General features: G+C 73.5%; 15 protein-coding genes. 6 read left to right on the plus strand and 9 right to left on the minus strand.

Annotation, left to right across the window (positions count from 1 at the left end; all coding sequences use genetic code 11):
* Window positions 1-20 precede the first annotated feature (20 nt).
* Window positions 21-1,532, minus strand: coding sequence for a sigma 54-interacting transcriptional regulator (locus NQZ70_RS25175; RefSeq protein WP_129576464.1), 1,512 nt, complete (start codon window positions 1,530-1,532; stop codon window positions 21-23).
* Window positions 1,533-1,784: 252 nt separating this feature from the next.
* On the opposite strand from NQZ70_RS25175, the gene NQZ70_RS25180 reads away from it, so the two are divergent.
* Complete coding sequence (locus NQZ70_RS25180) at window positions 1,785-3,359, plus strand: endo alpha-1,4 polygalactosaminidase (RefSeq protein ID WP_237245592.1); 1,575 nt, start codon at window positions 1,785-1,787, stop codon at window positions 3,357-3,359.
* Between the two features lie 55 nt (window positions 3,360-3,414).
* On the opposite strand, the gene NQZ70_RS25185 is transcribed toward NQZ70_RS25180, so the two are convergent.
* A complete protein-coding gene (locus NQZ70_RS25185) occupies window positions 3,415-8,340 on the minus strand; it encodes an MG2 domain-containing protein (RefSeq protein WP_129576465.1) in 4,926 nt (1,641 codons plus the stop codon).
* A gap of 576 nt (window positions 8,341-8,916) precedes the next feature.
* Between NQZ70_RS25185 and NQZ70_RS25190 the strand changes: the two genes are divergently transcribed.
* Window positions 8,917-9,723: a hypothetical protein gene (locus tag NQZ70_RS25190; RefSeq protein ID WP_129576466.1), complete on the plus strand. Its 807-nt coding sequence runs from the start codon at window positions 8,917-8,919 to the stop codon at window positions 9,721-9,723.
* Between the two features lie 212 nt (window positions 9,724-9,935).
* Window positions 9,936-10,880 (plus strand): bifunctional methylenetetrahydrofolate dehydrogenase/methenyltetrahydrofolate cyclohydrolase, encoded by a 945-nt coding sequence (locus NQZ70_RS25195; protein ID WP_129576467.1) that lies wholly within the window; start codon window positions 9,936-9,938, stop codon window positions 10,878-10,880.
* 22 nt (window positions 10,881-10,902) lie between these two features.
* Here the strand turns inward: NQZ70_RS25195 and NQZ70_RS25200 are convergent, their stop codons facing one another.
* Entirely contained in the window at window positions 10,903-11,757 is an 855-nt protein-coding gene (locus NQZ70_RS25200; RefSeq protein WP_129576468.1) for an SDR family oxidoreductase, read from the minus strand.
* A 160-nt stretch (window positions 11,758-11,917) separates the two neighbouring features.
* Here NQZ70_RS25200 and NQZ70_RS25205 point away from each other — a divergent pair, with 160 nt between their 5' ends.
* Window positions 11,918-12,874 carry a LysR family transcriptional regulator gene (locus NQZ70_RS25205; RefSeq protein WP_129576469.1) on the plus strand — a complete coding sequence of 319 codons (957 nt, stop codon included), beginning with the start codon at window positions 11,918-11,920 and terminating at the stop codon, window positions 12,872-12,874.
* Window positions 12,875-12,892: 18 nt separating this feature from the next.
* Here NQZ70_RS25205 and NQZ70_RS25210 read toward each other — a convergent pair whose 3' ends face one another.
* The 4 genes from NQZ70_RS25210 to NQZ70_RS53145 form a co-directional block, all read right to left on the minus strand.
* Window positions 12,893-14,560 carry a serine/threonine-protein kinase gene (locus NQZ70_RS25210; RefSeq protein WP_129576470.1) on the minus strand — a complete coding sequence of 556 codons (1,668 nt, stop codon included), beginning with the start codon at window positions 14,558-14,560 and terminating at the stop codon, window positions 12,893-12,895.
* 130 nt (window positions 14,561-14,690) lie between these two features.
* Window positions 14,691-15,506 (minus strand): hypothetical protein, encoded by an 816-nt coding sequence (locus NQZ70_RS25215; protein WP_129576471.1) that lies wholly within the window; start codon window positions 15,504-15,506, stop codon window positions 14,691-14,693.
* Window positions 15,507-15,657: 151 nt separating this feature from the next.
* Window positions 15,658-16,551, minus strand: a complete 894-nt coding sequence (locus NQZ70_RS25220) for an Rpn family recombination-promoting nuclease/putative transposase (RefSeq protein WP_324293064.1) — start codon at window positions 16,549-16,551, stop codon at window positions 15,658-15,660.
* Window positions 16,493-16,717 (minus strand): hypothetical protein, encoded by a 225-nt coding sequence (locus NQZ70_RS53145; RefSeq protein WP_324293074.1) that lies wholly within the window; start codon window positions 16,715-16,717, stop codon window positions 16,493-16,495. The genes NQZ70_RS25220 and NQZ70_RS53145 overlap by 59 nt, the downstream gene beginning before the upstream one ends.
* A gap of 195 nt (window positions 16,718-16,912) precedes the next feature.
* Between NQZ70_RS53145 and NQZ70_RS25225 the strand changes: the two genes are divergently transcribed.
* Entirely contained in the window at window positions 16,913-17,551 is a 639-nt protein-coding gene (locus NQZ70_RS25225; protein WP_129576472.1) for a winged helix DNA-binding protein, read from the plus strand.
* Between the two features lie 139 nt (window positions 17,552-17,690).
* Complete coding sequence (locus NQZ70_RS25230) at window positions 17,691-21,338, plus strand: hydantoinase B/oxoprolinase family protein (protein ID WP_129576473.1); 3,648 nt, start codon at window positions 17,691-17,693, stop codon at window positions 21,336-21,338.
* A 119-nt stretch (window positions 21,339-21,457) separates the two neighbouring features.
* Here NQZ70_RS25230 and NQZ70_RS25235 read toward each other — a convergent pair whose 3' ends face one another.
* Together NQZ70_RS25235 and NQZ70_RS25240 are read right to left on the minus strand one after the other, a co-directional pair.
* Window positions 21,458-22,801 carry a PEGA domain-containing protein gene (locus NQZ70_RS25235; protein ID WP_129576474.1) on the minus strand — a complete coding sequence of 448 codons (1,344 nt, stop codon included), beginning with the start codon at window positions 22,799-22,801 and terminating at the stop codon, window positions 21,458-21,460.
* A 73-nt stretch (window positions 22,802-22,874) separates the two neighbouring features.
* Window positions 22,875-24,566 (minus strand): serine/threonine-protein kinase, encoded by a 1,692-nt coding sequence (locus NQZ70_RS25240; RefSeq protein ID WP_129576475.1) that lies wholly within the window; start codon window positions 24,564-24,566, stop codon window positions 22,875-22,877.
* Between the last annotated feature and the right edge of the window lie 15 nt (window positions 24,567-24,581).

A 24,581-nucleotide genomic window follows, 5' to 3' on the forward strand; every position in this document is an offset into this window, starting at 1 on the left:
GCTGACGGTGTTCCCCGCACTCACCGCCGGAGGTTGTATTTCTCGAGCTTGTAGAGCAGCGCGCGCCGGGAGATGCCGAGCCGCTTCGCCGCGCGCGTCTGGTTGTTCCCCTCGGCGGCGAGCGCGTCCTCGATGCTCTTCTTCTCCAGCTCGGCGAGGCGCGCCGGCATCGGCGCGTCCTCCGCCGGCGGCCCCACGCTCGCCGGCGGCCCCGCGCTCGCCGGCGCCCCCACGCTCGCCGGGGCCCCCGCGCTCGCCGGCGGCCCCGCGCTCACCGGCGCCGGTTCGGCTCCCGCCACGGAGGCCGGCAGGTGCTCGACCTCGATGACGCCGTCCTCGGCCAGCACCACGGCGTGCTCGACCGCGTTGCGCAGCTCGCGCAGGTTGCCGGGCCACGCGTGCGCCTCGAGCACCCGCATCGCGGCGGGCGCGAACCGCGGCGCCGGCTCCCCCATGCGCTCGGCGACCTGCCGCGCGAAGCGGTGCGCGAGCAGCGCGATCTCGGCGCGCCGCTCGCGGAGCGGCGGGACGCGGAGGACGAACGTGCTGATGCGGTAGTAGAGATCCTGCCGGAACCGCCCGGCCGCCACCTCGGCCTGGAGATCCCGGTGCGTGGCGCACACGACGCGCACGTCGAGCTCGATCTCCTGCGTGCCGCCGATGCGGGCCACGCGCCGGCTCTCGAGGACGCGCAGCAGCTTGGCCTGCATGGCGAGGGGCAGCTCGCCGACCTCGTCGAGCAGCAGCGTGCCGCCCTGCGCGGCCTCGAAATAGCCGATCTTGCGGCGATCCGCCCCGGTGAACGCGGCCTTCTCGTGGCCGAAGAGCTCGCTCTCCAGCAGCGTCTCGGGCAGCGCCGCGCAGCTGAGCCGGACGAACGGGCCGCCGGCGCGCGGGCTCGCGCGGTGGATCTGCTCGGAGACGACCTCTTTCCCCGAGCCCGTCTCGCCGAGGACGAGCACCGTCGTCTGGGCGCGCGCGAGGCGCTGCACCACCTGGAAGACCTTCACCATCGCCTCGTCCGCGACGACGAAGCCGGCGCCGGACAGCGCGTCCGCCACCCCGGCCGGCGCGGCGTCCGCCGGCGCGGGCCGCGAGGGCAGCGCTGGCGCGGCGATCGCGACGACGATCTCGGCCGGGCCGACGCGGACCACGTCGCCGCCGGCGAGGAGCCGCTCGCCCCCGCGCACGGCGGCGCCGTTCACCGACGTGCCGTTGCGGCTCCCGAGATCGACGAGCTCGAGGGCGTGGCCCCGCCGCGCGATGCGCGCGTGGTTGCGCGAGACGCGGGGGTCGTCCACGCAGACCGTCGACTCCGGCGCGCGCCCGATCGCGACCGCGTCGCCGTCGGTCAGGTCGATCACCCGCGCCGCGCCGTCGCCGGTGCGCACGATGAGCGACGCCTGCCCCTGCGGCGTCCGATCGGCGGCGCCCTCCGCGGCCTCGAGCTCGGTCGCGACCTCGGCCGCGAGGGGCGGCGGCGCCTCGCCGGACGGAGGGGCCGGCTGTCGACGAGGATCTCGCTCCGCCATGCCGTTCGAAGGATGCGCACGTGTACGAAGCTTGCGCAACCCTCAGCGACGGCGCCGCGCGGCGCGGGCGCGAGATCGCGGGGAGAGGCGCGGGCCGCGCGCTGGCCCCCGCCTTGCAGTGCCGCTCCGGCGCGCACGGAGACGACGCGGGAGCCGCCGTCGCCGGGAGCCATCGCGGGGACCGGAGCGTCGCGAGACGCCCTGCGCCGACGTGCGCCGAGCTTCACGAGCCCACGAACCAGGAGAGAACCCATGACTTATTCCAGCCGTCCGGCGTCCGCCCTCGCGATCCGCAGCGCGCTTTGCCGCGCCCACGCCGTCGTGTGCTTCACCGCCACGCTCGCCGCCGCCGGGTGCGGCGCGGATCCAGCCGTCGACGCGGAGGTCGCGTCGGCGGCGAGCGGCGACGCGGTCAGCGGGGCCTTCACGATGGCGTGCTCGAAGCTGACGGTGAGCCGCGGCAGCACCGGCGCCGGGCAGACGGCCGCCGCGCTCGCGACGGCCGATCTCACGGGCGAGCAGGACGTGTGGACCAAGTACGTCGAGTTCGCGCCGAGGACGAGCGCGACGTGCGAGTACGCGCTCCCCGCCGGCACGTCGGCGGCGCAGCTCTCGTCGCTCGCGCTGGGCGTCAACTACCGCGGTCCGAAGAAGTCGGCGATGCGCTGGACCTTCGAGGCCTGGGACGCGGCCGCCGGCGCGTGGGTCCCGATCGGCGACAACGCGTTCGCGGGCGACTGGTCCTGGACGAGCGCGAGCCTGAGCCTGCCGGCGCCTCATGCGCGGTTCGTGTCGGGCGGGGCGCTCAAGATCCGGTATGCCACGACCAGCTCCGCCGACAGCTCGCAGCTCGACCAGCTCGTCCTCACGGGCGCGACCGGCGGCGGCTCGACTGGCAGCGGCGGTGCGACCGGTAGCGGCGGCAGCGGCTCCGGCGGCAGCGGCGGCTCCGGCGGCAGCGGCGGCTCCGGCGGCAGCGGCGGCTCCGGCGGCAGCGGCGGTTCCGGCGGCTCCGGCGGCTCCGGCGGCTCCGGCGGCTCCGGCGGCTCCGGCGGCTCCGGCGGCTCCGGCGGCTCCGGTGGCAGCGGCGGCTCCGGCGGCTCCGGCGGCTCCGGCGGCGGCGTCTGGGTGCCCGCCCCGGGGACGACGTGGCAATGGCAGCTCACGGGCACCATCGACACCAGCCTGAACGTCGCCATGTACGATATCGACCTCTTCGAGGCGCCGCAGGCGACCATCGACGCCCTGCGCGCGGCCGGGAAGAAGGTGATCTGCTACTTCAGCGCGGGGAGCTCCGAGGACTGGCGCAGCGACGCGTCGAAGTTCCCCGCCGCGGCGCTCGGCAACCCGCTCGACGGGTGGCCGGGCGAGCGGTGGCTCGACACCCGCAGCGCCGGCGTGCGCGACGTCATGAAGGCCCGGCTGGACCTGGCGGTGCAGAAGCGCTGCGACGGCGTGGAGCCGGACAACGTCGACGGCTACACCAACGGCTCCGGCTTCCCGCTCACCGCGGCGACGCAGCTCGACTACAACCGCTTCCTGGCCGCCGAGGCGCACGCGCGCGGGCTGTCCATCGGCCTGAAGAACGACCTCGATCAGGTGAGAGACCTCGTGGGGCACTTCGACTGGGCGCTCAACGAGGAGTGCCACGCGTACGGCGAGTGCGAGATGCTCACGCCGTTCATCCGCGCCGGCAAAGCGGTCTTCCACGCGGAGTACGTCGCCGCGTCGCAGGCGAACGCCGTCTGCGCCGCCACGAAGCCGCTCGGGCTCTCGACGCTGATCAAGCGGCTCGACCTCGACGCCTGGCGCGTCGCCTGCCCCTGATCCACGCGCGAGCGCTGGCCGCCCACCGCGGCCAGCGCCTCGCCCGCTCAGCCGCTCACTCCCCCCTCACCTCCAGCACCTGCGCTCCGGCGAAGCTCTGCTGCTCCGGCTGGTAATACGGGTGCACCTCGGCGCCGCCGTCCTCCGCCCGGACAGGCATGGTCGCCTGCAGCCGGTAATCGAAGCTCGCCGCGCCGCCCGCGGGGATCTCCTTCACGTACAGGATCAGCTGCTTGCCCGTGATCTCGAACCTCGAGAGCTGGCCCGCGGCGATGTATTGCTGGAGATCCTCGGTCAGGACCTGGAAGCCCGGCGGGAGCCCGACCGTCACGAGGACCATGCTCTGCGCCGAGCTCGTCGTGTTCCGGACGTCCACCGACGCGGTCACGATGTCGTTCACGTACAGCGCGGTCTTGTCGTAGCTCACGCTGACCGAGAGCGGCCCTCCCCCGTCGCTCGGGACCGCGCTCCAGGGCAGGTGGTGGCGGCTCACGAGGTTGTAGCTGAGCTTCCCCTCCCCCTCGAACGCGAGCGTGACGTCGTGCGCGCCGGTGGTCGCGAGGTGCGTGAGATCGACCGTGGTCATGACGTCGGCCTGGTCCTCGCGCAGGGCGACCGTGCTCACCGCCTCGCCGTCGACCGCGACGCTCAGCGACCCCACGGCGCCCTCGCTCCCCTTGCTCGCGGCGAGGAGCAGCGTCCGCAGGCTCCAGATCGTCGCCTGGGTGGAGCCGAAGTTGCCATTCGCGTCCTTCGACTCGGTCAGGAACTTCACGCCGCCGTCGGCGCTCGACCGGTGCGCGTCCGCGGAGAGCAGCGCGTGCGCCGCGAGCGCGGTGGTCGTGACCTTGGCGTCGTTCCCGACCTCATAGAACGCGGTCTGCGTGCCGCCGTCGTCCCAGAAGATCGCGCCGCCCTCGGCCGTCTTGCGCTCGTCGAGGGCGTCGAGCACCCGGTCGGTCAGCGCGCCGGAGGGGGCGGCCACGGCGAGCGCGTTGGCCGCGATGGCGAGCGTGTACAGGTCGTCGGTCGCCGGCTGCAACGACGTGCCCAGGAACTCGAGCCCCCGCGCGATCGCGGGTCCCTGGTACCCCGCGCTCGCGAGCGCCCAGAGCACGAAGGCGCTGTTGCGGAGCGTGCCCGTGTGGAAGCTGAAGAACTCGGTCTGATCGCCCTCCCACGTGCCGTCCGCCTTCTGCTGGCCGGCGAGCCAGGCCACGGTGCGGGCGAGCATCGCCTCGTCCACGGCGTGCACCTTGATCATGTCGGCGAACTCCATGACGCCGAACGCGGTGACCGACAGGTACGGGTGCCCGTCCTGCTCGCCGAACCACGAGAACCCGCCGCCGGCGTGCTCGAAGGTGAGCAGGCGCTGGTAGCCCGCCGAGATCAGCGACTCGGCCTTCATCTGGATCTCCGGGGTGATCTGGCCCGTCTGCTTCATGTACTGCGTCACGAGCACGTTGGGCCATGTGGTCGAGGTGGTCTGCTCGAAGCAGCCCGACGGCACCTGGAGCATGCTGTCCATGCCGCTCACGACCTGCGACAGGAACGCGGGGTAGATCTCGAGATAGAGCTGGTTCGAGCCGGCGACCGCGCCCTCGGGGAACGACAGCGCGTGGGTGACGCTGCCCGCCTCGACCATCCCGGACTTGCTCTCGGCGAACGGCTTGCCGTCCGGGACCACGCGCACGGTGCGCGCCACGGCGTCGGCGCCCTCGGTGCCCCGCGCCGTGACCGTGAGCGCGTTGACGCCCACCGTGTCCACGCGCACGGGGAACCGGACGCCGCGCACCTCGCCCGGCGCGAGCGACACCTGCGCGGTGGTCGCGCCGAGCGCGGTATACCAGCTCCCCGGCTGGAGGCTGAGATCGACCGTCTGCGGCGTCTCGAGGTAGTTGTAGACGGCGATCGGGAACTCGACCTCATCGCCGCGCGTGAGCGTGGCCGGGAAGCTCACGTCGACGAAGAAGTCCTGGAACACCTTGAAGCCGCTCTGCACGCCGCCGAGCTTGCCGTCGGCCGAGTTCGCGAGCGCGGACAGCCGCCACTCGGTGATGCTGTCCGCGAGCGGGATGCTCAGGGTCGCCGTGCCGTCGGATCTCGTGATCACGCTCGGGTTGACGTACAGGGTCTCCGGGAACTCGCGCCGGACGCGCGGCCCGCTCTCGCCGCCGCCGCCGGGGTCCCCGACGACGCCGCCCGCTCCGGTGCTGCCTCCCCCGTTGGCCCAGTCGCCGTCGCCCTCTGCGGCCTCGGGCCACGGCGGCGGCGCGGGCACGTTCACCCCGAGATCGGCGAACTCGAACGCGATCGTCGCGTCGTCCGCGCTCTGCGCGACCTCGTCGGGCCCCGACGAGAGCACCGTGAGCCCGCTCCAGCTGGAGCTCACCCGGTACGCGTTGCCCCACACGTCGAAGGCGCGGAGGCGCTCGGCCGTCCGGCCCGCGAGCACCGTGGCGTACTCGCCCTGCCCGTCGCAGTAGTACTGGCTGGGGTCGCAGCCGAGCGCCCGGAGGTCCTGCACGGCGCCCGCCGCGGCCTCGGCGAGCACGGGCCGGAGCGCGCCCCGCTGGCGCTCGTAGAACGGCTCGAGCTCGGCCTTCACCTTCGTCAGCACGGCCGGCCAGGTGCGCGCCTGGAGGCCGGTCACCGACGTGCCGGCGAGCGCGGCGAGCGACGCCTGGGTCGTGCGCTGCGCGGCCTCGGCCTGCGCGGGATCCTCGCTCGCGGTCGCGCTGAACAGGAGGTTCTGGAGGTTCGCCGAGGGGCCGCGGATCTGGTAGCTCGGCTTCGCGAACTCGTCCTCCAGCTCGAAATAGGTGCGGAGCAGCCCGGGCTGCGCGTCGACCAGCGCGAAGACGGCCTGATCGACGACCTGCACGCCGACCGCCGCGACCTTCGGGTTGCCGGCGTCGTCCTTGACCGAGAGCCGCAGCGTCGCCGTCTCTCCCGGCGCGTACAGGGGCTTGTCGGCGTCGATCTTGATGTTCAGCGCCGAGTCGCCCCGCGCGAAGACGGTGCGGCCCGAGCGGACCAGGTTGCCGTCGTCGTCGACCAGGTACGCCTCGACCCGGTTATTGCCGAGCAGGCTGGCGTCGACTGGCATGCTGAAGCGGGCGCGCCCGCCCTCGAGCTCGAGAGAGCGCATATCGACCGCCTGGCCGTCGTTCAGCCAGTCGACATAGACGCTGCCGGTCGCCTCGCTCGACTCGATGGCGACCTCGATCGTCTCGCCGGCCTCGTACACGGCGCGATCGGTGCGCACGATCAGGTGTTCGCCGCCCGCCTGGGCGGCGAACGAGAACTTCTGCTGCACCGCCCGTTCGCCCACCGTCGCTCGGACCGAGAACTCGCCGTCCGCCGCGCCGACCGGCGGGGTGAAGCTCACCGCGGCCTGGCCGAAGGCGTCGGTGCGCGCGGTGAGCCGCGCGCCGTCCGGCGCCGTGATGACCGCATCGATCTCGGGGATGGGTTCGCCGAGCGGATCGGTGACGAAGAGCAGCAGGGTGTTCGGGACCCCCGGGACGAGCTCGCGCGCCTCGGGCACGAGCACGAGCGAGGCCACGTCCGCGGCGACCTTCACCGGGATCGCCTTGGTGACCTCCTGCCCTGCCGTGTCGGCGACCGTGATGGTGAGCGTCACCGCCGCGTCGCCCTGCTCCAGCGGCAGGCCCGCGAGGTGCTGCGGCAGCGTCAGGCTGAACCCGTAGTGCCCCTGGGCGTCGAGCGTGCCCATGATGCGCTGGAACGTCGTCTGGCCGACGTCCAGCGACGCCGCCTCGATGGTCACGCTGCCACCGGCGACGTCCTTTCCGAAGAAGTAGCGCGCGTCGATGGTGCCGGTCAGCGTGTCGCCCGCGCTGTACCAGGGCCGGTCGGTCTTCACGGCGACCTCGAACTTCGGCAGCGCGTACTGCCCCACGGTGACGGTCTTCTCCGTCGTGGTCTCGCCGCTCACGAGGCGCACCTTGAACTCGCCGACGTTCACGATGGAGCCGATCTGGAACGTCGTGGCGGCCACGCCGAAGGCGTCGGTCTCGATCGGCTTCTTGAAGATCTTGTTGCCCTTGCCGTCCTCCACCTCGAACGTGACCCGCTCGCGGGCGAGCGGCGCGTTGTTCCCCCGCTCGAGCGCGAGCGCGCGGAGGTGGATCGTCTGGCCGGGCTTGTAGAGCGGCTTGTCGGTGGTGAGGAGCAGCTTCGGGCCGGGGCCCTCGACGGTGACGCGCTCGTCGACGACCGCGCTCACGCCGAAGCCGAGCGCCCGCGCGGAGACGGGGAGATCGCCGATCTCGCCGGGCTCGACCTCGAACACCGCGGCGCCGAGCGCGTCGGTCGTCCCGCGGAGCTCCCGCGCCGCGGCCCCCTCGCCTACGGCGAGCTCGACCTCCACGCTCGGCACGGGCCGGTGGTCGAAGGCGTCCGTCGCGCGCACGCGGTAGCTCGCCGCGCGCCCGCGCACCACGCGCGCCGGCCCCTCGAGCTGCACGTCGTAGGGCGGGATGACGCGCAGCAGGCTCCGCGTCACGAGCAGCCCCTCCTCCGACCCGTCGTCGATGCGGACGAGGTAGCGCGCGAGCCCCGGCTGCGCGCTCACGGCCGGCGCCGGCAGGCGAGCCTCCGCGGTCGCCACGGCCGAGCTCGAGATGTCCACGTCGACCTCGGTCGTGCCTTGTTCCTTGTCCGCGCCGAGGTCGACGAGCGTCACGCGCAGGTGGCCGCGCGTCGCCCCGGCGGTCAGGTTGCGCACCGGGATCTGGAGGCGCAGGTCGCCCTCCTCGATCACGCCCCGCAGCTTCGCCTCGTCGACCTCGATCATACCGTTCCGCGGCTGATCGGGGCGGCCGAAGGGCGGCTCTACCGGCTCATCGGAGGAGCAAGCCGCCCCCGAGCCCGCGCCCGCGAGCGCCAGCGCCAGCGCGGCCAGCAGGTGGGGTGAGCTCCAGCGTCGGCGAAATGCATCGAAGCGTGCGCGCATGAATCCAGTCCTCCCGAACGGCGCTGGCACACCCCAGCGGCCGGCGCGTAGGTTGCATGGGATGTACCAGGTTATCGAAGCAGCAATTCCGCGGGAATAGACGCGGGTCGTCCCGGGGGCTGTGCCACCTTGTGCCCCGGATCCGGATCACGGGAGGCCTCCGGCGCTGCGCTCGTGGAGGCGGCCCCGCGCTCGCGGGGGCGACGGCGGCGCGTCGCGCCGGCACGTGGCGCCGGTCGGAAGGCGCGGCCGCCGTGAAGCGCCTCGCGCCTCATCGAGGGTGGCGGCGCAGCCGCGGCCGATGGCCATGCGCAGAACAGCTGGTCTTTGGCCACCTCGCGTATCGAGATCGCGAGTTCCCACTCGCCCCTATCGTGACATCCCGCAAGCCCGGCCCATGGGATGGGGCCGCCCGCTCAGCGGCGCGCGCGATCGGCGCGGCGATGCGCGAGGCAGACGGCGCGCGCCGGCGATGTTCCGGCGCCGGGGCGGAGGCTCGCCGGCGCTCCCCTGGACATCGGCGTCGGGCCGTCCAAGGCTCTCGTTCGAGCAAGAGGCGCTTCGCTAGGAGGAACCATGCAGATCGACTTCGATATGCCCGTGATCGCGGAAGGCGGCCTCGATGCGGGCGTGCTCGACCGGGTCCTGGTCGACCGGGAACGGGGCGTGTTGACCCATGTGGTGCTCCGTTCGCCGCTCTCGAGCGAAGAGCTCCTGGTGTCGATGGATCTCGTGCAGGGCACGGCGGGGGGCCAGCTCCGCCTGCGGCGAGGGCGAGACGAGCTCCTCTCGCTGCCCCGGTACTACGAGGGGCGGACGACGGCGCAGCCGCCGGGCCGGGTCGACACCTCGCTCGTCCCGCAGCCGCCCGAGCAGAGGCAGGCGCTGGAAGAGGCGCTGGGGGTCACCGACGATACGGTCGAGCTCGGCCCCGAGACGCGGGTGATGACCGCCGATGAGGCCGAGGTGCAGCTCGTGGGCATCGGCGCGAACGACCCCGGCAATGACATCTCGCGGCTCCACGTGCGCGGCCCTGCGGGCGCAGAGGCCGACTTCCCCGCGTCGTGGATCGAGGTGATGCGCGAGGACGTCGTGGCGCTGACCGTGACCCGGGACGACGTCCTGCGGTCGCGCCCCGCGCCCAGGCGCCGCGACGGGAACCTCGCGGACCTCGAGGGGCTCTCGGGCATGGGCGGCCTCGACGGAGACACGCCCGAGGAGGTGTTCGGCGCGGATTTCGTCGATGAGCTGCGCGACAAGGGCGGAATGGTCCTCAACATCCCCGGCGCGAGCGGCCCCGGCGAGGCCGCCGACCGCCGCGCCGCAGAGCCCGTCGACGCGGGGGCGGCCGCGGGCGCGGAGCGGCAGCGCCCCTCCCGCTGAGCGCGCGCGCCGGCCGCTCACCTGAGCTCCTCTCGACCGGAGCTCCGGTCTCGGCGCGTCCTCCTCCGCGCCCTCCGGTGCGCCCGCACTCGCGCGATCGAGGGCGGCGCGGGACTGCATGCCATGGAGCGTCCGAGTCGAGCTCGCGCCGCGGGGGCCGGCCGCCCGCGGCCTTGACATCGATGCTGGCGCGTGCTCGTCTCCGCCCCCCGATGGGTCCACACGACAAGCCGCCGAGCCGGGACACGGGCGCGGCCAGGGTTCTCGATCCGAGCGCGGTGGCCGAGACGTTCCGTCGCGAGATCCGGGCGGAGCTCGCCGCCCTGCCTGAGCCGCTGTTCCTGGTCGGTGTGCTCGCGGCGGATCACGGGCCCTCGTACACGTATGCCGAGTACACGCGCAAGGCGTGCGAGGACGTGGGGGTGCGCTTCGAGATCCGCCACGCCACGCGGCTCAGCGCGGAGTCCGCCATCCGCTCGGCGAACGAGGACGCGGGCGTGCACGGGATCATGGTCTATTACCCGATCTTCGGCACGGAGCAGGACGTCTATATGCGGGACAGCGTCGATCCGTCCAAGGACATCGAGGGGCTCCACACGTTCTGGGCACGTTGCCTGTACGGGAACCAGCGTTTCCTGGATGAGGCGAAGACGCAGAAGGCGATCCTTCCCTGCACGCCGCTGGCGATCCTCAAGCTGATGGAGGCGGCCGGCTTCTTCGGTCAGGGCGAGCGGCCGCTCGAGGGCAGGAGCGTGTGCATCTTCAACCGCAGCGAGGTCGTCGGGAGGCCGCTCGCGAGCATGATGGCGCACGACGGAGCGCACGTGACGTCGTTCGACATCGACGGTCCCCTGCTCTTCGTCCCGAGCTCGTCCGGCGACACGCACGAGGTGCACGAGACGACGGTGGACCGGGCAAGCGCGCTGCGGCAAGCGGACATCGTGGTGACCGGCGTGCCGTCGCGGAGCTTCCCCCACGTGCAGGCCGCCGAGATCCGCGAGGGCAGCCTCTGCATCAATTTCTCCACCTTCAAGAACTTCAGCGACGATATCCAGACCAAGGCGAGCGTGTTCGTGCCGCGCGTCGGCCCCATGACCGTGACGATGGCGATCCGCAACAGCCTGCGTCTCTACAAGAACACCCACCCGACCGGGTGAGCCCGGCGCGCGCGCGCCCGCGTCAGCCCCCGGTCCACGCCCGCGCGTGATCGCGCGCCCAGGCCTCGAAGGTCCTCGGCTTGCGCCCCGTCACGCGCTCGACGGTGTCGGTCTGCATGGCGCCCTTGCCCGCGCGGATGCGCTCGATGAGCTCGCCGACGGCCATGGCGAGCGACGGGGGCGCCCCGGCCTCGATCATCCTCCGTCGGGCGGCGTCGACCGGGACGTCCACCCGCCGGAGCGGCGTGCCGAGGACGCGCGCGAGGATCTCCACCTGCTCCGGCGTGCTGAGGAGCTCGGGGCCCGTCACCTCCAGCGCCTGTCCCAGGAGCTCTTCCGTGGTCATCGCGCGCGCGGCGACCGCGGCGATGTCGCGCGGCGCGATGGGCGCGGTCTTGCCGTCCCCGTGCGGGTTGTAGACCGCGCGCTCGGCCCGGATCGACCGGGCCCACTGGAAGGTGTTCGACATGAACGTGCCGGGGCGGACGAAGGTCCAGCGGAGCCCGGACGACCTGACGAGGTGCTCCCTCTCGGCGTGGCGGCGGGCGAGCTCGACCTCCGGCGCGCCGGCGCTGATGCTCGACAGGAGGACGACGCGGGGCGCGCCGCTCGCCTGCGCCGCCGCGAGGAAGCCTCGGACGTGATCGATGCCGTCGGCCTCCGCGACCGGCAGCAGGAACGCCGCCCTCACGCCCTGGAGCGCCGGCGCGATCGTGTCCTGTCGCGCGAGGTCGCCCACGGCCTTGTCGACCCTGGCCCCCCAGTGGGCCACTTTGCGCTCGTCGCGCGTGAAGACCCGGACCTTCTCGCCCGCGGCGAGGAGCTCCTCGACGAGCTCCTTGCCGACGTTCCCGGTGGCACCCGTGACCAAGTACATGCGTGTCTCCTTCCAGGTGGGCTCCTCGGATCGAGCCGTGAATCGCGGCCGATCCGCCGCATCGCGCGCTCGACCGGGCCGAGCCACCCGTTCTGGAGGGAACCTACGAATGTTCCATGGGCTTGATTAGTGTGGACCTGTAGGAAAAATAGTTCCAACCATGGGACAATCGATGCTGCCCGACCTCAACGAGATCGCTGTCTTCACCCGGGTGGTCCAGGCGGGCAGCTTCACGCGGGCTGCGCGCGAGCTCGGGATGCCGAAGTCGACGGTGAGCCGGAAGGTGTCCGAGCTCGAGGCGCGGCTCGGCGCGCAGCTGCTGCGGCGGACCACGCGCAAGCTCAGCGTCACGGACGTCGGCGCGGCGTACTACGAGCGCTGCGCGCGCATCGTCGCCGATCTCGACGAGGCGGATCGGACGGTGACGCAGATGCAGGACGGGCCGCGCGGGCTCCTGCGGATCACGGCGCCGCTGCACTTCGGGTGGATCGGCGGCGTGGTCGCCGAGTACCTGCGCGATCACCCCGAGGCGAGCGTGGAGGTGGTCTGCACCGATCGCGTGGTCGATCTCGTCGCCGAGGGGTTCGACGTGGCGCTGCGGTTCGGCGCGCCCAGCGACACGTCGCTCGTCGCGCGCCGCCTCGGGGCGCTCCCGCGCTACCTCGTGGCGGCGCCCGCGTACCTCGCGCGGCGCGGCGCCCCGCGCGCGCCGGCGGACCTCGCGGGGCACGACGTCCTCGTGTCCGCGGGGGCGCGCGCGGGGGAGCCGCCCGGCGCGCGGTGGGTGCTCCACCGCGGCGCGCGGCGCGAGGAGGTGCGCGTGACGCCGCGGGCGACGGCGAACAACCTCGAGGTGCTGCACCGGATCGTGCTCGCGGGCGTCGGCATCGGGGTGCTGCCGGCCATGCGGTGCGAGCTGGACGTGCGCGAGGGGCGCCTCTCACGCGTGCTCGACGAATGGAGCCCGGCCGACGTGCCGCTCCACGTCGTCTATCCCGGCACGCGGCACCTGTCGCCGAAGGTCAGGGTGTTCGTCGACCTCGTGCGCGAGCGCCTGGGCCCCGCGCTGCGCGGCCGGCGGGCGGGCGGAGCGGGCGCCGGTCGAAGCAGCGCGTGAGGAGCCCCTGGGAGGAGATCACATGTGATCGGTGGGATCGTCGGGAGCGCTCCTTGGCCTGGCGGGCCGCGGGGTGCCTCTCCGGGGGGCCGGTGAAGGCGGCGCGGGTGCGGAGGCGCTGGTCGCCGCGGCGGGGGTGGAAGGCGCGCTCGCCGCGGTGGGGGTGGAAGGCGCGCTCGCCGCGGCGGAGGCGGCGGGAGAGGCCGGCGGTGAGGGCTCCGTCGCGGAGGGCTCCGTCGCGGAGGGCCCTGTCGCGGAGAGCGCTGTCGCGGGCTGCGCAGCTGCGGAAGCAGGCGAGCCCGCCGGGTCGAGCCGCGACGCCGGCGCGTCGCTCGGCGCGGTGGCGCGGAGGACGGCGTAGGTGACGAGCCCGAGCGCGAGCACGCTCGCGCCGAAGGCGAGCGGGATCCAGCCGCGGCGGCCGCTCCCTGGCGGCGCGACGAGGATGCTTCCGGACGGCGCCAGCGTGCTGGCGGTCTCCTGGAAGGCCGGTGCGCCGCCCTGGTCGGCGCCGCTGCCCGGCGCGCCCCGCGGGAGGGCCCCTGGGGCGGCCGGCAGCGTGGACCGGAACGCGCCGTCCGAGTCCATCGCGCCTGGGCTCGCCCCCATCGCGCCTGGGCTCACCCCTATCGCGCCTGCGCTCACCCCTATCGCGCCTGCGCTCACCCCTATCGCGCCTGCGCTCACCCCTATCGCGCCTGGACTCACCCCCATCGCGCCTGGACTCACCCCCATCGCACCTGGGCTCGCTTCCGGAGCGCCGGCGCGGAGGTCGAGCGGCGGAGATGCGCCCCCCGCGGGCGCCAGCGGCCGTGGGGCTCCGGGCTCCGCCCCGGGCGAGGCGGCCGCTGCGCTGAACGCCTCGGCGAGCTCGCTCGCGCTCTGGAACCGGCGCTCGGGCTCGCGCATGAACGCGCGCGAGAAGAACCGGTCCACCTCGGGCCCGAGCTCCGGCGCGAGGCTGGACGCGAGGGGCACGTCCTCCGTGCAGATGGCCACGAACACCTCGCCGATCTCCTCGCCCGGGAACGGGAGCCTGCCGGTGACGCAGCGATAGGCGATCACCCCGACCGACCAGAGATCGCTGCGCCAGTCGAGGGTCTTGCTCCGGCGCACCTGCTCCGGGCTCATGTAGTAGGGCGAGCCGACGAGCGTGCCCGTCTTCGTCTCCTTGCCGGCGAGCAGCGTGCCCTGGGCCTTGGCGATCCCGAAGTCGAGGACCTTCACGGTCTCCTCGTCGTCCTGGCGCGCGAGGAACAGGTTCGCCGGCTTGAGATCGCGGTGGATGATCCCCGTCTCGTGCGCGCGGCGCAGGGCCTTGCACACCTGCGCGACGACGCTCAGCGTGGCCGAAAGCGAGAGGCGCCCCTCGCGCGCGAGCCGCGTCTCGAGGTCCTCTCCTTCGAGGAGCTCCATCACGAGAAACGGCGTTTCGCCCTCGATCCCGTAATCGTGCACGTGGACGACGTTCGGGATCTTGAGCTGCGCCGCCGCCCTCGCCTCGCGCTCGAAGCGCGCCCGCGCGGTCGACGAGGCGGCGTACTCGGGCGCCATGAGCTTGATCGCCACCGCGGCGTCGAGCTGGACGTGCCGGGCCACCCAGATCGCCCCCATGCCGCCCCGCGCGAGCATCCGCTCGAGGCGGTATCTTCCAGCGATGACACTGCCTTCTGCGAGCGAACTCATGAGCCTCGGCCTCTCGCTGGGATGACGTCTCCGACGCCTCGGGAGCCTGTGCTCCGGGGCGCCTCGCACCCAACGAAGCAAACGAACGGGCCCCTCGCAACAGGATCCGGCCGAGGAGAGGGCGAGCCGCCTACTTGCCCCTCGGCCGCGTCGTCGCGCCTGCGCCGAGCGCCGCCTTCGGGGCGGCGGATCGCCCGGCGCCCTGCGGGGCCCGGAGCTCGCTCGCCCGCGCGCGCCGTGCGGGGGCGCCGCCCTGCGACGTGAGCTGCTCCAGCGCCGCCCGCAGCTCGGCGCGCACGTGGGGGCCGAGGAGCTTCGCCGCCATGGCGCTCAGGCGCCCGGCGAACGTGGCCATGATGCAGGCGGCGCGCTGGTCGTCGCGCTCCGGGGCCCCGGAGCGCCGGTAGTGCCGCGCGTAGTCGCGCGTGATCGCCCCGAGGTCGCCGCCCACGTGGACCGCCTGCCGCATGAAGAGCCGCGCGGCGCGCTCGTTGGCGATCCGCGGCATCTGGGCGAGCGTCAGGGCGACGTCGGTCCGGCCCACGGCGAGCAGCATGGAGACCACGCGCTGGCGGGCGATCTCGACGAGCCTCGGCGCGAGCGTGTGCTCGTCGAAGACGTGGACGTTCGCCGGCACGAGCGCCTCGCGCTCGGCGCCGAGCTCGTTCAGGAAGGCGTTCAGCACCGGCGAGCGCGTCGGCGCCGCGTGCAGGTACTCCCGCGCGCGCTCCGCGGCTGGCGCGCCGCCCGGCGGCGAAGGGGCGCCGGCGTCGGGCGTCGCGGGCGCCTGGCGTCGCGCGGCGCGCGCCCGCCGCGCCCGCTCGAAGTGCCGCTCCGCGATCCCCGCGCGCTCGTCCGCCGCGGCGGGATCCGTCGCGCCGAGGAGCGCGGCCAGCCCCGCCGCGCGGGCGGCGGTGACGTGCGGAAAGGGTTTCTGGCTGGCCATTCGAGCAGGCTCTCTCGCGCTGAGACCTGCTCAGGCGTTTACCACGCCGCGCGAACGGTTGTACAGCGCTGGGCGCCGGTTCCGGATGCGGTGCACGCGGGCGGGCCGTGATCAGGCGGTCCGGCCGGGTGCTCGGCGGCAGAACACGCCCTCAGGGCTCGCTCAGCACGTCGGCGAGCGTGGGCGCGGTGAGCACGCGCTCGGACCACCGATCGAGCTCCCCGATGTCGGCGGCGTTGACCCGGGCGACGGCGGCGTCGGGCAGGGCGCCGAACCGCGCGCCGAGCTGCCTCAGCAACATGTGCCGGCGCCCCTGTTGCAGGCCCTCCCGCAGCCCCTCCTGCCTTCCGCGCTCCACCAGCTGATCGGCTGCCGACACGATCTCCTCCTTCCAGGATTCTCCTGCCGCGGCCAGGAGCCGCTGCAGGACCTCGTCCGCATCGTTGCGCTCGTTCGTCGCCAGAATGTACCGCCATATCGTCCGCAGCGCCTCCACCCCGTTGGGCGCGCGCCGCACGTCATTCATCAGGTCGAGCCACTTCGCCAGCTGCGCAAGCAGCTCCTCCGGCTCCCGCGCGTGCCGCAGGCACCAGAGGACCAGGCGCGAGAACGCGCTCATCGACCGCGCCTTCAGCGCCTCGTCCGCCTCCTGGCTGAGGTCGTCCAGCACGAACCGGAACCGCGGCACATGCTCGCCCACCGCGGCCCGCGCGCCCTCGTCGAGGTCGAGCAGCTCCTCGAACGACGTCCCCGAGGCCCAGCCCCTCTCGCTGTGGTGCAGCACGACCGGCACGATCGCCGGCAGGCGCTTCGACCCCGGGTGCTCGGCAAGGTGGTGCTCCCAGATCCGCACCATGTAGCGGAGCAGGCGGAACGCCATCAGCGGCTCCACCGTGCTCTGGTGCTCGAACAGGAGATACAGGAGCACGCGGGCTTCGCCCATCGAGGCCGAAAAGAGGAGATCGCTCTGCCGCTCCTTCAGCGCCTCATCCACGAAGCTGCCAGGACACAGCCGCAGATCCGCGAAGTTGATCCGCGACGACAAGCTCGGGCGGCAGCGCTTGCCGAAGCTCTCCCGCCGCGTGCTCGACCTGCGAAAAAGCGGCTTTGAACAGCGCATCATGCGCGTTGGTCTGCATCGGTCGGGCGACACCATGCCTCATGGGCACGCCGCTGACACCCTTTTTGGAGATGGGTTTTTGCGCATCCATCGAGGCGCCTCTCCGTAATTCAGGCCTCGCCTGGCCATCCGCAGGGGGCCGGCGCGCCCCCAGGCACGCCTGCGTCGCGCGGGAGCATGGCGCACGGGCGACGCGCAGGGGCTGGATCATGAACAAATTCAATAACATGTGAAAATGTTAATATTTTGTTGGTAAAATGTCGCCATCCAGATCCATCCTCACGCCATGGAGAACCCCCGAGGGCGCACCGCGAAGCGCCGCAGCGCCGCATCGAAGGGCCCGGCGAACGGCCCGGAACAGGCGGGTCGTCCGAGCAGCGAGGCGCGCGGTCGCCCGGGCGCCGGGCCCACGGAGGGCCAGGCCGCCGCGCCGCACATCGTGTCGTCGGCGCACCTCGTCTCGCCGCGCAGCCCGGAGCTGAGCGAGCTCGAGTTCGGCCTGATCGTCGCGAACAGCGCGTTCTCGCGCTGGATGGTCCACTGCATGACCGCCGCCGGGCTGCCGGACCTGACGCCGCTCGACGTGCGCGTGCTGCACCACGTGAACCACCGCGAGCGCGACAAGCGGCTGTCGGACATCTGCTTCGTGATGAACGAGGACACCCACGTCATCAGCTACTCGCTGAAGAAGCTGCAGGCCCTCGGCGTGGTCGAGGTCAGCCGCAGGGGCAAGGACGTGACCTATGCGACGTCCGCGCAGGGCCGCGAGCACGTGAGGCGCTACGCCGAGCACCGCGAGGCCTTCCTCATCGGCACGCTCGAGCCCGACGAGGCGCAGAACCGGCAGATCGGCGAGCTCGCGCGGCTCCTGCGCAGGCTCTCCGGCGTGTACGACCAGGCGGCCCGCGCCGCCGCCGCGCTGTGAGCCCCAAAGCGCAGAGCTCCGAACCGCCGAGGCGCAAAGGACGCCAAGAAGAGGATCGAATCTTGGCGTCCTTTGCGCCTCGGCGGTTCATTCCTCGCTTGTTCCAACGTGATCCGTGCTCTGGCAAGGAGTGGAATCCATGACGTCGACCTCGAGCCAATGGCAGTTCTGGATCGACCGCGGCGGGACGTTCACGGACGTCGTGGCCAGGCGGCCCGACGGCTCGCTCACGACCGCCAAGCTGCTGTCGGAGAACCCCGAGCAGTACGCCGACGCGGCGGTCGAGGGCGTCCGCCGCCTGCTCGGCCTCCCGCCCGGGCGGGCCATCACCCCCGCCGAGGTCGCGTGCGTGAAGATGGGCACCACGGTGGCCACCAACGCGCTGCTCGAGCGCAAGGGCGACCGCACCGCGCTCGTGACCACGCGCGGCTTCCGCGACGCCCTGCGCATCGGGTACCAGAACCGCCCCCGCCTGTTCGATCGCCACATCGCGCTGCACGACCTGCTCTACGAGCGCGTGATCGAGGCGCGCGAGCGCGTGGACGCGCGGGGCGAGGTGGTCGAGCCGCTCGACGGCGCGGCGCTGCGCCGCGCGCTGGAGGAGGCGTTCGAGGCCGGCATCCGCGCCTGCGCCGTCGTCTTCATGCACGGCTACCGCTTCACGGCGCACGAGCGGCGGGCGGCCGAGATCGCGCGCGAGATCGGCTTCACCCAGGTCTCCGCCTCGCACGAGGTCAGCCCGCTCATGAAGCTCGTCTCGCGCGGCGACACGACGGTCGTCGACGCGTACCTCTCGCCCATCCTGCGCCGCTACGTCGAGCAGGTCGAGCGCCAGATGCCGGGCGTGCCGCTCTACTTCATGCAGTCGAGCGGCGGGCTGACGCTCGCCCACAGGTTCCAGGGCAAGGACGCGATCCTGAGCGGGCCGGCCGGCGGCATCGTCGGCATGGTGCGCACCGCGCTCGCGGGCGGGCACGAGAAGGTCATCGGCTTCGACATGGGCGGCACCTCGACCGACGTGTCGCACTACGCGGGCGAGCTCGAGCGCGCCTTCGAGACGCAGGTGGCCGGCGTGCGCATGCGCGCGCCGATGATGAGCATCCACACCGTGGCCGCGGGCGGCGGCTCGCTCCTCACGTTCGACGGCGCGCGGCTGCGCGTGGGCCCGGAGTCGGCCGGCGCGAACCCGGGCCCGGCGTGCTACCGCCGCGGCGGGCCGCTGGCCATCACCGACGCCAACGTGATGCTCGGCAAGATCCAGCCCGACTTCTTCCCGCGCGTGTTCGGGCCCGGCGCCGACGAGCCGCTCGACCGCGAGGTCGTCGAGCGGCGCTTCCAGGCCATGGCCGAGGAGGTGCGCCGCGAGACGTCGCGCCCGATCACGCCGGAGCAGCTGGCCGAGGGCTTCCAGCAGATCGCCGTCGCGAACATGGCGAACGCGGTGAAGAAGATCTCGGTGGCGCGCGGCTACGACGTCACGCAGTACACCCTCCAGTGCTTCGGCGGCGCCGGCGGCCAGCACGCCTGCGCGGTGGCCGACGCCCTCGGCATGCGCCGCGTCTTCGTGCACCCGCTCGCGGGCGTCCTGTCCGCCTACGGCATGGGCCTCTCCGACCAGAGCGCGATGCGCGAGGCCGCGGTGGAGCGGCGCCTCGACGAGGCCGGCCTGGCCGCGGCGGACGAGGCCCTCGCGCGCATCGGCCGCGACGCCGAGGCCGAGCTCGCGGGGCAAGGGTTCTCGCCGGAGCGCGCGCGGCTGATCCGGCGCGCGCACGTGCGCTACGACGGCACCGACACCGCCCTCGTCGTGCCGTACGGCAGCGCGGAGGCGATCCGCGCCGCCTTCGAGGCGGCCTACCGCAAGCGGTTCGCCTTCCTGATGCCCGACAAGGCGCTGGTCCTGGAGAGCGTGTCGGTGGAGGCGATCGGGCCGGGCGACGCCGCGGAGGAGCGGCCCGCCGAGGCGCGCCCGCACCGCCCCGAGGCCGACGCGCGCGCGCGCATGTTCGCGGAGGGCGCCTTCCGCGACGCGGCGCTGTACCGGCGCGAGCGGCTCGGGCGGGGCGCGGTCATCGACGGCCCCGCCATCGTCGCCGAGGCCAACGCCACGACGGTCGTCGAGCCCGGCTGGCAGGCCGAGATCACCGCGCTCGGCCACATGACGCTCACCCGGGTGGCGCCGCGCCCCGAGCGCCGCGCGGTGGGCACCGAGGTCGACCCGGTGATGCTGGAGGTGTTCAACAACCTCTTCATGAACATCGCCGAGCAGATGGGGCTGCGCCTGCAGAACACCGCCCACTCGGTCAACATCAAGGAGCGGCTCGATTTCTCCTGCGCGCTGTTCGACGCGGAGGGCAACCTGATCGCGAACGCGCCGCACATGCCGGTGCACCTCGGCTCGATGGGCGAGTCGATCCGGACCGTGATCGCGCGAAACCCCGGGATGAAGCCGGGGGACGTCTACGTGCTGAACGACCCCTACCACGGCGGCACCCACCTGCCCGACGTGACGGTGGTCACGCCGGTCTGGGACGACCAGGGCGCCCGCGCGCTGTTCTACGTGGCCTCGCGCGGGCATCACGCCGACATCGGCGGCATCACCCCGGGGTCCATGCCGCCGTTCTCCAGGACGATCGAGGAGGAGGGCGTCCTGCTCGACAACGTGATGCTGGTCGAGGCCGGGCGGCTCCGCGAGGCCGAGATCCTCGCGGCGCTGGGCGGCGGCCCGTATCCGGCGCGCAATCCGCAGCAGAACCTGGCCGACCTGCGCGCGCAGATCGCGGCGAACGAGAAGGGCGCGCAGGAGCTCTCGGCGATGGTGGCCCAGTTCGGGCTGGAGACCGTGCACGCCTACATGAAGCACGTGCAGGACAACGCCGAGGAGAGCGTGCGCCTCGCGATCGCGCGGCTCGACCCGGCGCTGCTCCGCGACGGGCGCTTCACGCTGCCGCTCGACAACGGCGCGACGATCGCGGTGTCCGTCCGGATCGACCGCGCGCGCCGCTCGGCGGTGGTGGACTTCACCGGCACGTCGGCGCAGATGGACAACAACTTCAACGCGCCCCGCGCGGTGACCATGGCCGCCGTGCTCTACGTCTTCCGCACGCTCGTGGACGACGACATCCCGCTGAACGCCGGGTGCCTGAAGCCCATCGAGGTGATCGTCGCCGAGGGCTCGATGCTGAGCCCGCGCCCGCCCGCCGCGGTGGTGGCCGGCAACGTGGAGGTGTCGACCTGCGTCACCAACGCGCTGTACGGCGCCCTCGGCGTGCTGGCCAGCAGCCAGCCGACCATGAACAACTTCACGTTCGGCAACGACAGGGTCCAGTACTACGAGACGATCTCGGGCGGCTCGGGCGCGGGCATCGAGCTCGGCGCCGGCGGAGCGCGCGGCTTCCCGGGCACGAGCGTCGTGCAGACGCACATGACGAACTCGCGCCTGACCGACCCCGAGGTGCTCGAGCACCGGTTCCCGGTGCGGATCGACCGCTACGAGATCCGCGCGGGCTCGGGGGGCGCCGGGCGCTTTCCGGGCGGGGACGGCGGCACGCGCGCCGTGCGCTTCCTCGAGCCGATGACGGCGTCGATCCTGTCGAACGGGCGCTCGACGGCCGCGTTCGGCCTGGCCGGCGGGGGCGCGGGCGCGCCCGGGCGCAACCTCGTGGTCCGCGCGGACGGCTCGACCGAGGTGCTGCCGCACATCGGGTCGGTCGAGATGGGGGTCGGCGACGTGTTCGTGATCGAGACGCCCGGGGGCGGCGGATACGGAGCGCCCGCGCCCGGCTGAGCGCGCGGGAAGCGGCGGATCGAGGCGGCAAAGGGCCGCGGCTTCGAGCGGCGCGTCGTCTCGAGGCGGACACCGGCGATCGGCAGCCGTGTCCGCGTCGAGGCTAGGAGCTGCCGAGGCTAGAAGCCGCCGACCACCTGGACGCCGAGGCCGTCGCGGCCGAGCCGGGCGGGCGAGGCGCCGAGGAGGCGCGGGCCGGAGCGCGCGACGTCCTCGCGCACGAGCGTCGTCTTCCGGACCAGGATGCCGCTCGCGATCATCGCGAGGCCCGCCGCCTGCAAGACGCCGTCGATCACGAAGATCGCCTCGTCCCCGCTGTCCGCCACCCGCGCCGCGTGGATCAGCGGACCGGCCACCGGAACGGCGAGGATCGGGTAGCCGATGAGCGTGCCCGAGACCGAGAACGGCGTATAGGCCACGCCGAGGATGGTCGCTCCCGCGGAGATGAGCCCGCCGCGCGCGTTCGTCTCGAGGCGGTACCCGAGGGGGATGGGGTCGCCCTTCTTGTAGTCGAGCTCGACCGGGTCGGCAGCGGTGAGGATGGGGCGCGCCTTCACCGCCCGGAGCGGCGCGTCGACGACCTTGCCCGCCCTGACGGAGACCGTGGTCGGCGGCGTCCCGAAGCCGTCGGAGCCGAACAGCACGATCACGTGCGCGCCGGGCTCGACCTTTCCCTCCCAGGGGGTCGTACCCACGCGCACGCTGTCGAGCGCGACGCCGAGCTGCTTGCCCGTGATCTCGGAGATGCGCAGGCGCCCGCGCGTCTCGATCGCCTTGAGGCTCGCCGCGACGCGCGCCGTCGTTCGGCCGAGGACGTCGACGCGCGCCTCGAACGGCTCGAAGCCGTCCTTCTGGATGCGCACCGCGTGCGCGCCCGCCGCGACGCGCAGCGGGGCCGGGAGCGGCAGCTCGGCGCGGCGCTCGCCGTCGACGAGCACCACCGCGCCGGGCGCGCCCCCCTCGATCGCGATCGCGCCGACGAGCTCGCGCAGCTGCTCCACCTCGGCGAGCGCCGCCTGCTTCGCGTCGGCCGGGAGCACGTCGTCGAAGTCGGCAAGGAGCGACTCGAACAGCTCGAGCGCCTCGGTGGTGCGCCCGAGCTTCTGCAAGCAGCGCGCGGCGCTGGAGGTGGCCCCCCACGTCGGGAAGAGCCGCCGCGACTCGAGGAACTCGGCCGCGGCGGCCTCCCACGCCTCGGCCCTGTACATGCGCAGGCCGCGCTGGAAGCGGGCCTCGGCATCCGCCTTCGCGGCGGCGGCGGGGGCGGCGGCAGAAGGCGCGCCCGCGGCGGCAGAAGGCGCGCTGGCCGCGGGCCCGCTGGTGGCGGGAGCCGCGGCCGAAGGCCTGCTGGCGGTGGGCTGCGCGCGTCCGGCGCCCTGCGCGAAGAGCGGCGCCGACCACGCGGCGAGGAGCAATGCGACGGCCGCAGCGGCGCGTCGGGGAGGACAGATCCGGATTCGCATGATCGAGGCTGCGACGCCCGCAGCTTACAGGAACCCTGTCCCTTTCCCGCAACCTGGTTCGGGGCGACGCCGGCTACTGAAGCGTGCTCGGGACGAGCGGGTCCGCCGGCGGCTTGGGCGCCGCCGACGGCTCCTTCGCCGGTGGCGGCCGGCGCGGCGGCTGCGGTCTGCCGGGCGGCGCGCCGGTCGCTCGGGCCGCCGGGACATCGAGGGCGATCCGCGCCGGAGACGCGCCGTTCTCGGTCACGGCGACCTCCTCCACCCGCTCGGCCCCCGCGCGGACGAGGCGCACGCGGTGCTTGCTGCCGAGCACACCGGAGATCTCGACCAGCCCGCCGCGCACCTCGGCGGGCGCCCCGTCGACCTCCACGGCGGCGTCGCCTGGCGCGACGGCCAGGACGACCCGCCTGAGGGCGACGGGCGCAGGATCGGTCGCCTCGGGCGGCGTCACGGACGCGGCGCTGGCCGCAGGCGACGCGCTGGCCGCAGGCGACGCGCTGGGCGCCGCGACGTCGCTCGCCGCAGGCGCTGCCCTCGCCGCCTCGCTGGCCGCCGCGCTGGCGGCCACGGCGGCGTCGGCGCCCGGCTCCGCCGCGCGCGGCGCCGCGAGATACGCGATCGCGCCGGCGACGCCGAGGGCGAGCAGGACCGCCGGCGCCCGGGATCGCGCCGCGGCGCCGCCCGCCGACGCGCCGCCCGCCGCGCCGCTCGTCGTCGGAGCGCCGGACGTCGCGCTCACGGCGCGGCCGCGCCCGCCGTCCGCCGTCGAGTCGCTCGGGCGGCCCTCGCCAGCGTTCGCCAGGCTACCCTCCCGGCGCGCCGCGGGGCCGACGTCGAGCCTCGGCGCCAGCACGGCGCGCTCCTCGTCCGTGACGGCCACGAGCATCTCCTCCCGCAGCGCGTGGCCGCCGGGCAGCAGCGGGAGCATCGCGGCGAGCATCTCCTCCGCGCTCTGGAAGCGATCGCCCATCTTCAGCTCCAGCGCGCGGTGCACCACGGCGGCCATCTCGCGCGGGACCCACGGGGCGGCGTCCTGGATGGGCGGGGCCGGCTCCGTGCACAGGAGGACGAAGAGGCGCGCGATCGAGGCGATGTGATGATGAGGCGCGTTCCCCGCCAGCGCGGCGTACAGGACGACGCCGAGCGACCAGATGTCGGTGCGGTAATCGACGGTGCGGATGTCCTCGATCTGCTCCGGCGCCATGAAGAGCGGCGATCCGAGCATCTTCCCGGTCGTGGTCAGCCCGGTCGTCACGCCGCCTTCCGACGGCTTGATCTTCGCGATCCCGAAGTCGAGGAGCTTGACCACGATCTCCCCGTCGTCGGAGCGCGCCAGGAACAGGTTCGCCGGCTTGATGTCCCGGTGGATCACCCGGGCTTCGTGGGCCTTTTGCAGGCCGAGGCACGCCTGGACGACGATGCGCAACGCCACGTCGGGCCGGAGCGGCCCGAGGCGGTGCAAGAGCTGCCCGAAGTCCTCTCCGTGGAGGTACTCCATCACGAGGTACGGCGAGCCGGTCGCGGGATCCGTCCCGGCGTCGAGCAGGCGAACGATGTGCGGGGTCTCGATGCCGGCCGCGGCGCGCGCCTCGCGCTGGAAGCGGCCGAGCGCGGTGCCGCTCTCCCGGCGCTTCTGCGAGCTGATGAGCTTCACCGCGACCCGCTCGCCGGAGTCGATCTGCCGCGCGTCGTAGACGCAGCCCATCCCTCCCTCGCCGATCAAGCGGGTAAGGCGGTATTTGCGGTCGACGATCTCGCCTTCCAAGGCGGAGCAGGGTAG

This window comes from Sorangium sp. So ce836 (assembly GCF_028553905.1).
GTDB classification, from domain to species: domain Bacteria; phylum Myxococcota_A; class Polyangia; order Polyangiales; family Polyangiaceae; genus Sorangium; species Sorangium cellulosum_D.

What these genes read in the sequence shown, in the direction of transcription:
- NQZ70_RS25215 (WP_129576471.1), bottom strand. Translation starts at nt 15,506, where the DNA reads ATGGCCAGCCAGAAACCCTTTCCGCACGTCACCGCCGCCCGCGCGGCG.
- NQZ70_RS25230 (WP_129576473.1), top strand. Translation starts at nt 17,691, where the DNA reads ATGACGTCGACCTCGAGCCAATGGCAGTTCTGGATCGACCGCGGCGGG.
- NQZ70_RS53145 (WP_324293074.1), bottom strand. Translation starts at nt 16,717, where the DNA reads ATGGATGCGCAAAAACCCATCTCCAAAAAGGGTGTCAGCGGCGTGCCC.
- NQZ70_RS25195 (WP_129576467.1), top strand. Translation starts at nt 9,936, where the DNA reads ATGGGTCCACACGACAAGCCGCCGAGCCGGGACACGGGCGCGGCCAGG.
- NQZ70_RS25200 (WP_129576468.1), bottom strand. Translation starts at nt 11,757, where the DNA reads ATGTACTTGGTCACGGGTGCCACCGGGAACGTCGGCAAGGAGCTCGTC.
- NQZ70_RS25210 (WP_129576470.1), bottom strand. Translation starts at nt 14,560, where the DNA reads ATGAGTTCGCTCGCAGAAGGCAGTGTCATCGCTGGAAGATACCGCCTC.
- NQZ70_RS25180 (WP_237245592.1), top strand. Translation starts at nt 1,785, where the DNA reads ATGACTTATTCCAGCCGTCCGGCGTCCGCCCTCGCGATCCGCAGCGCG.
- NQZ70_RS25235 (WP_129576474.1), bottom strand. Translation starts at nt 22,801, where the DNA reads ATGCGAATCCGGATCTGTCCTCCCCGACGCGCCGCTGCGGCCGTCGCA.
- NQZ70_RS25225 (WP_129576472.1), top strand. Translation starts at nt 16,913, where the DNA reads ATGGAGAACCCCCGAGGGCGCACCGCGAAGCGCCGCAGCGCCGCATCG.
- NQZ70_RS25185 (WP_129576465.1), bottom strand. Translation starts at nt 8,340, where the DNA reads ATGCGCGCACGCTTCGATGCATTTCGCCGACGCTGGAGCTCACCCCAC.
- NQZ70_RS25205 (WP_129576469.1), top strand. Translation starts at nt 11,918, where the DNA reads ATGGGACAATCGATGCTGCCCGACCTCAACGAGATCGCTGTCTTCACC.
- NQZ70_RS25190 (WP_129576466.1), top strand. Translation starts at nt 8,917, where the DNA reads ATGCAGATCGACTTCGATATGCCCGTGATCGCGGAAGGCGGCCTCGAT.
- NQZ70_RS25175 (WP_129576464.1), bottom strand. Translation starts at nt 1,532, where the DNA reads ATGGCGGAGCGAGATCCTCGTCGACAGCCGGCCCCTCCGTCCGGCGAG.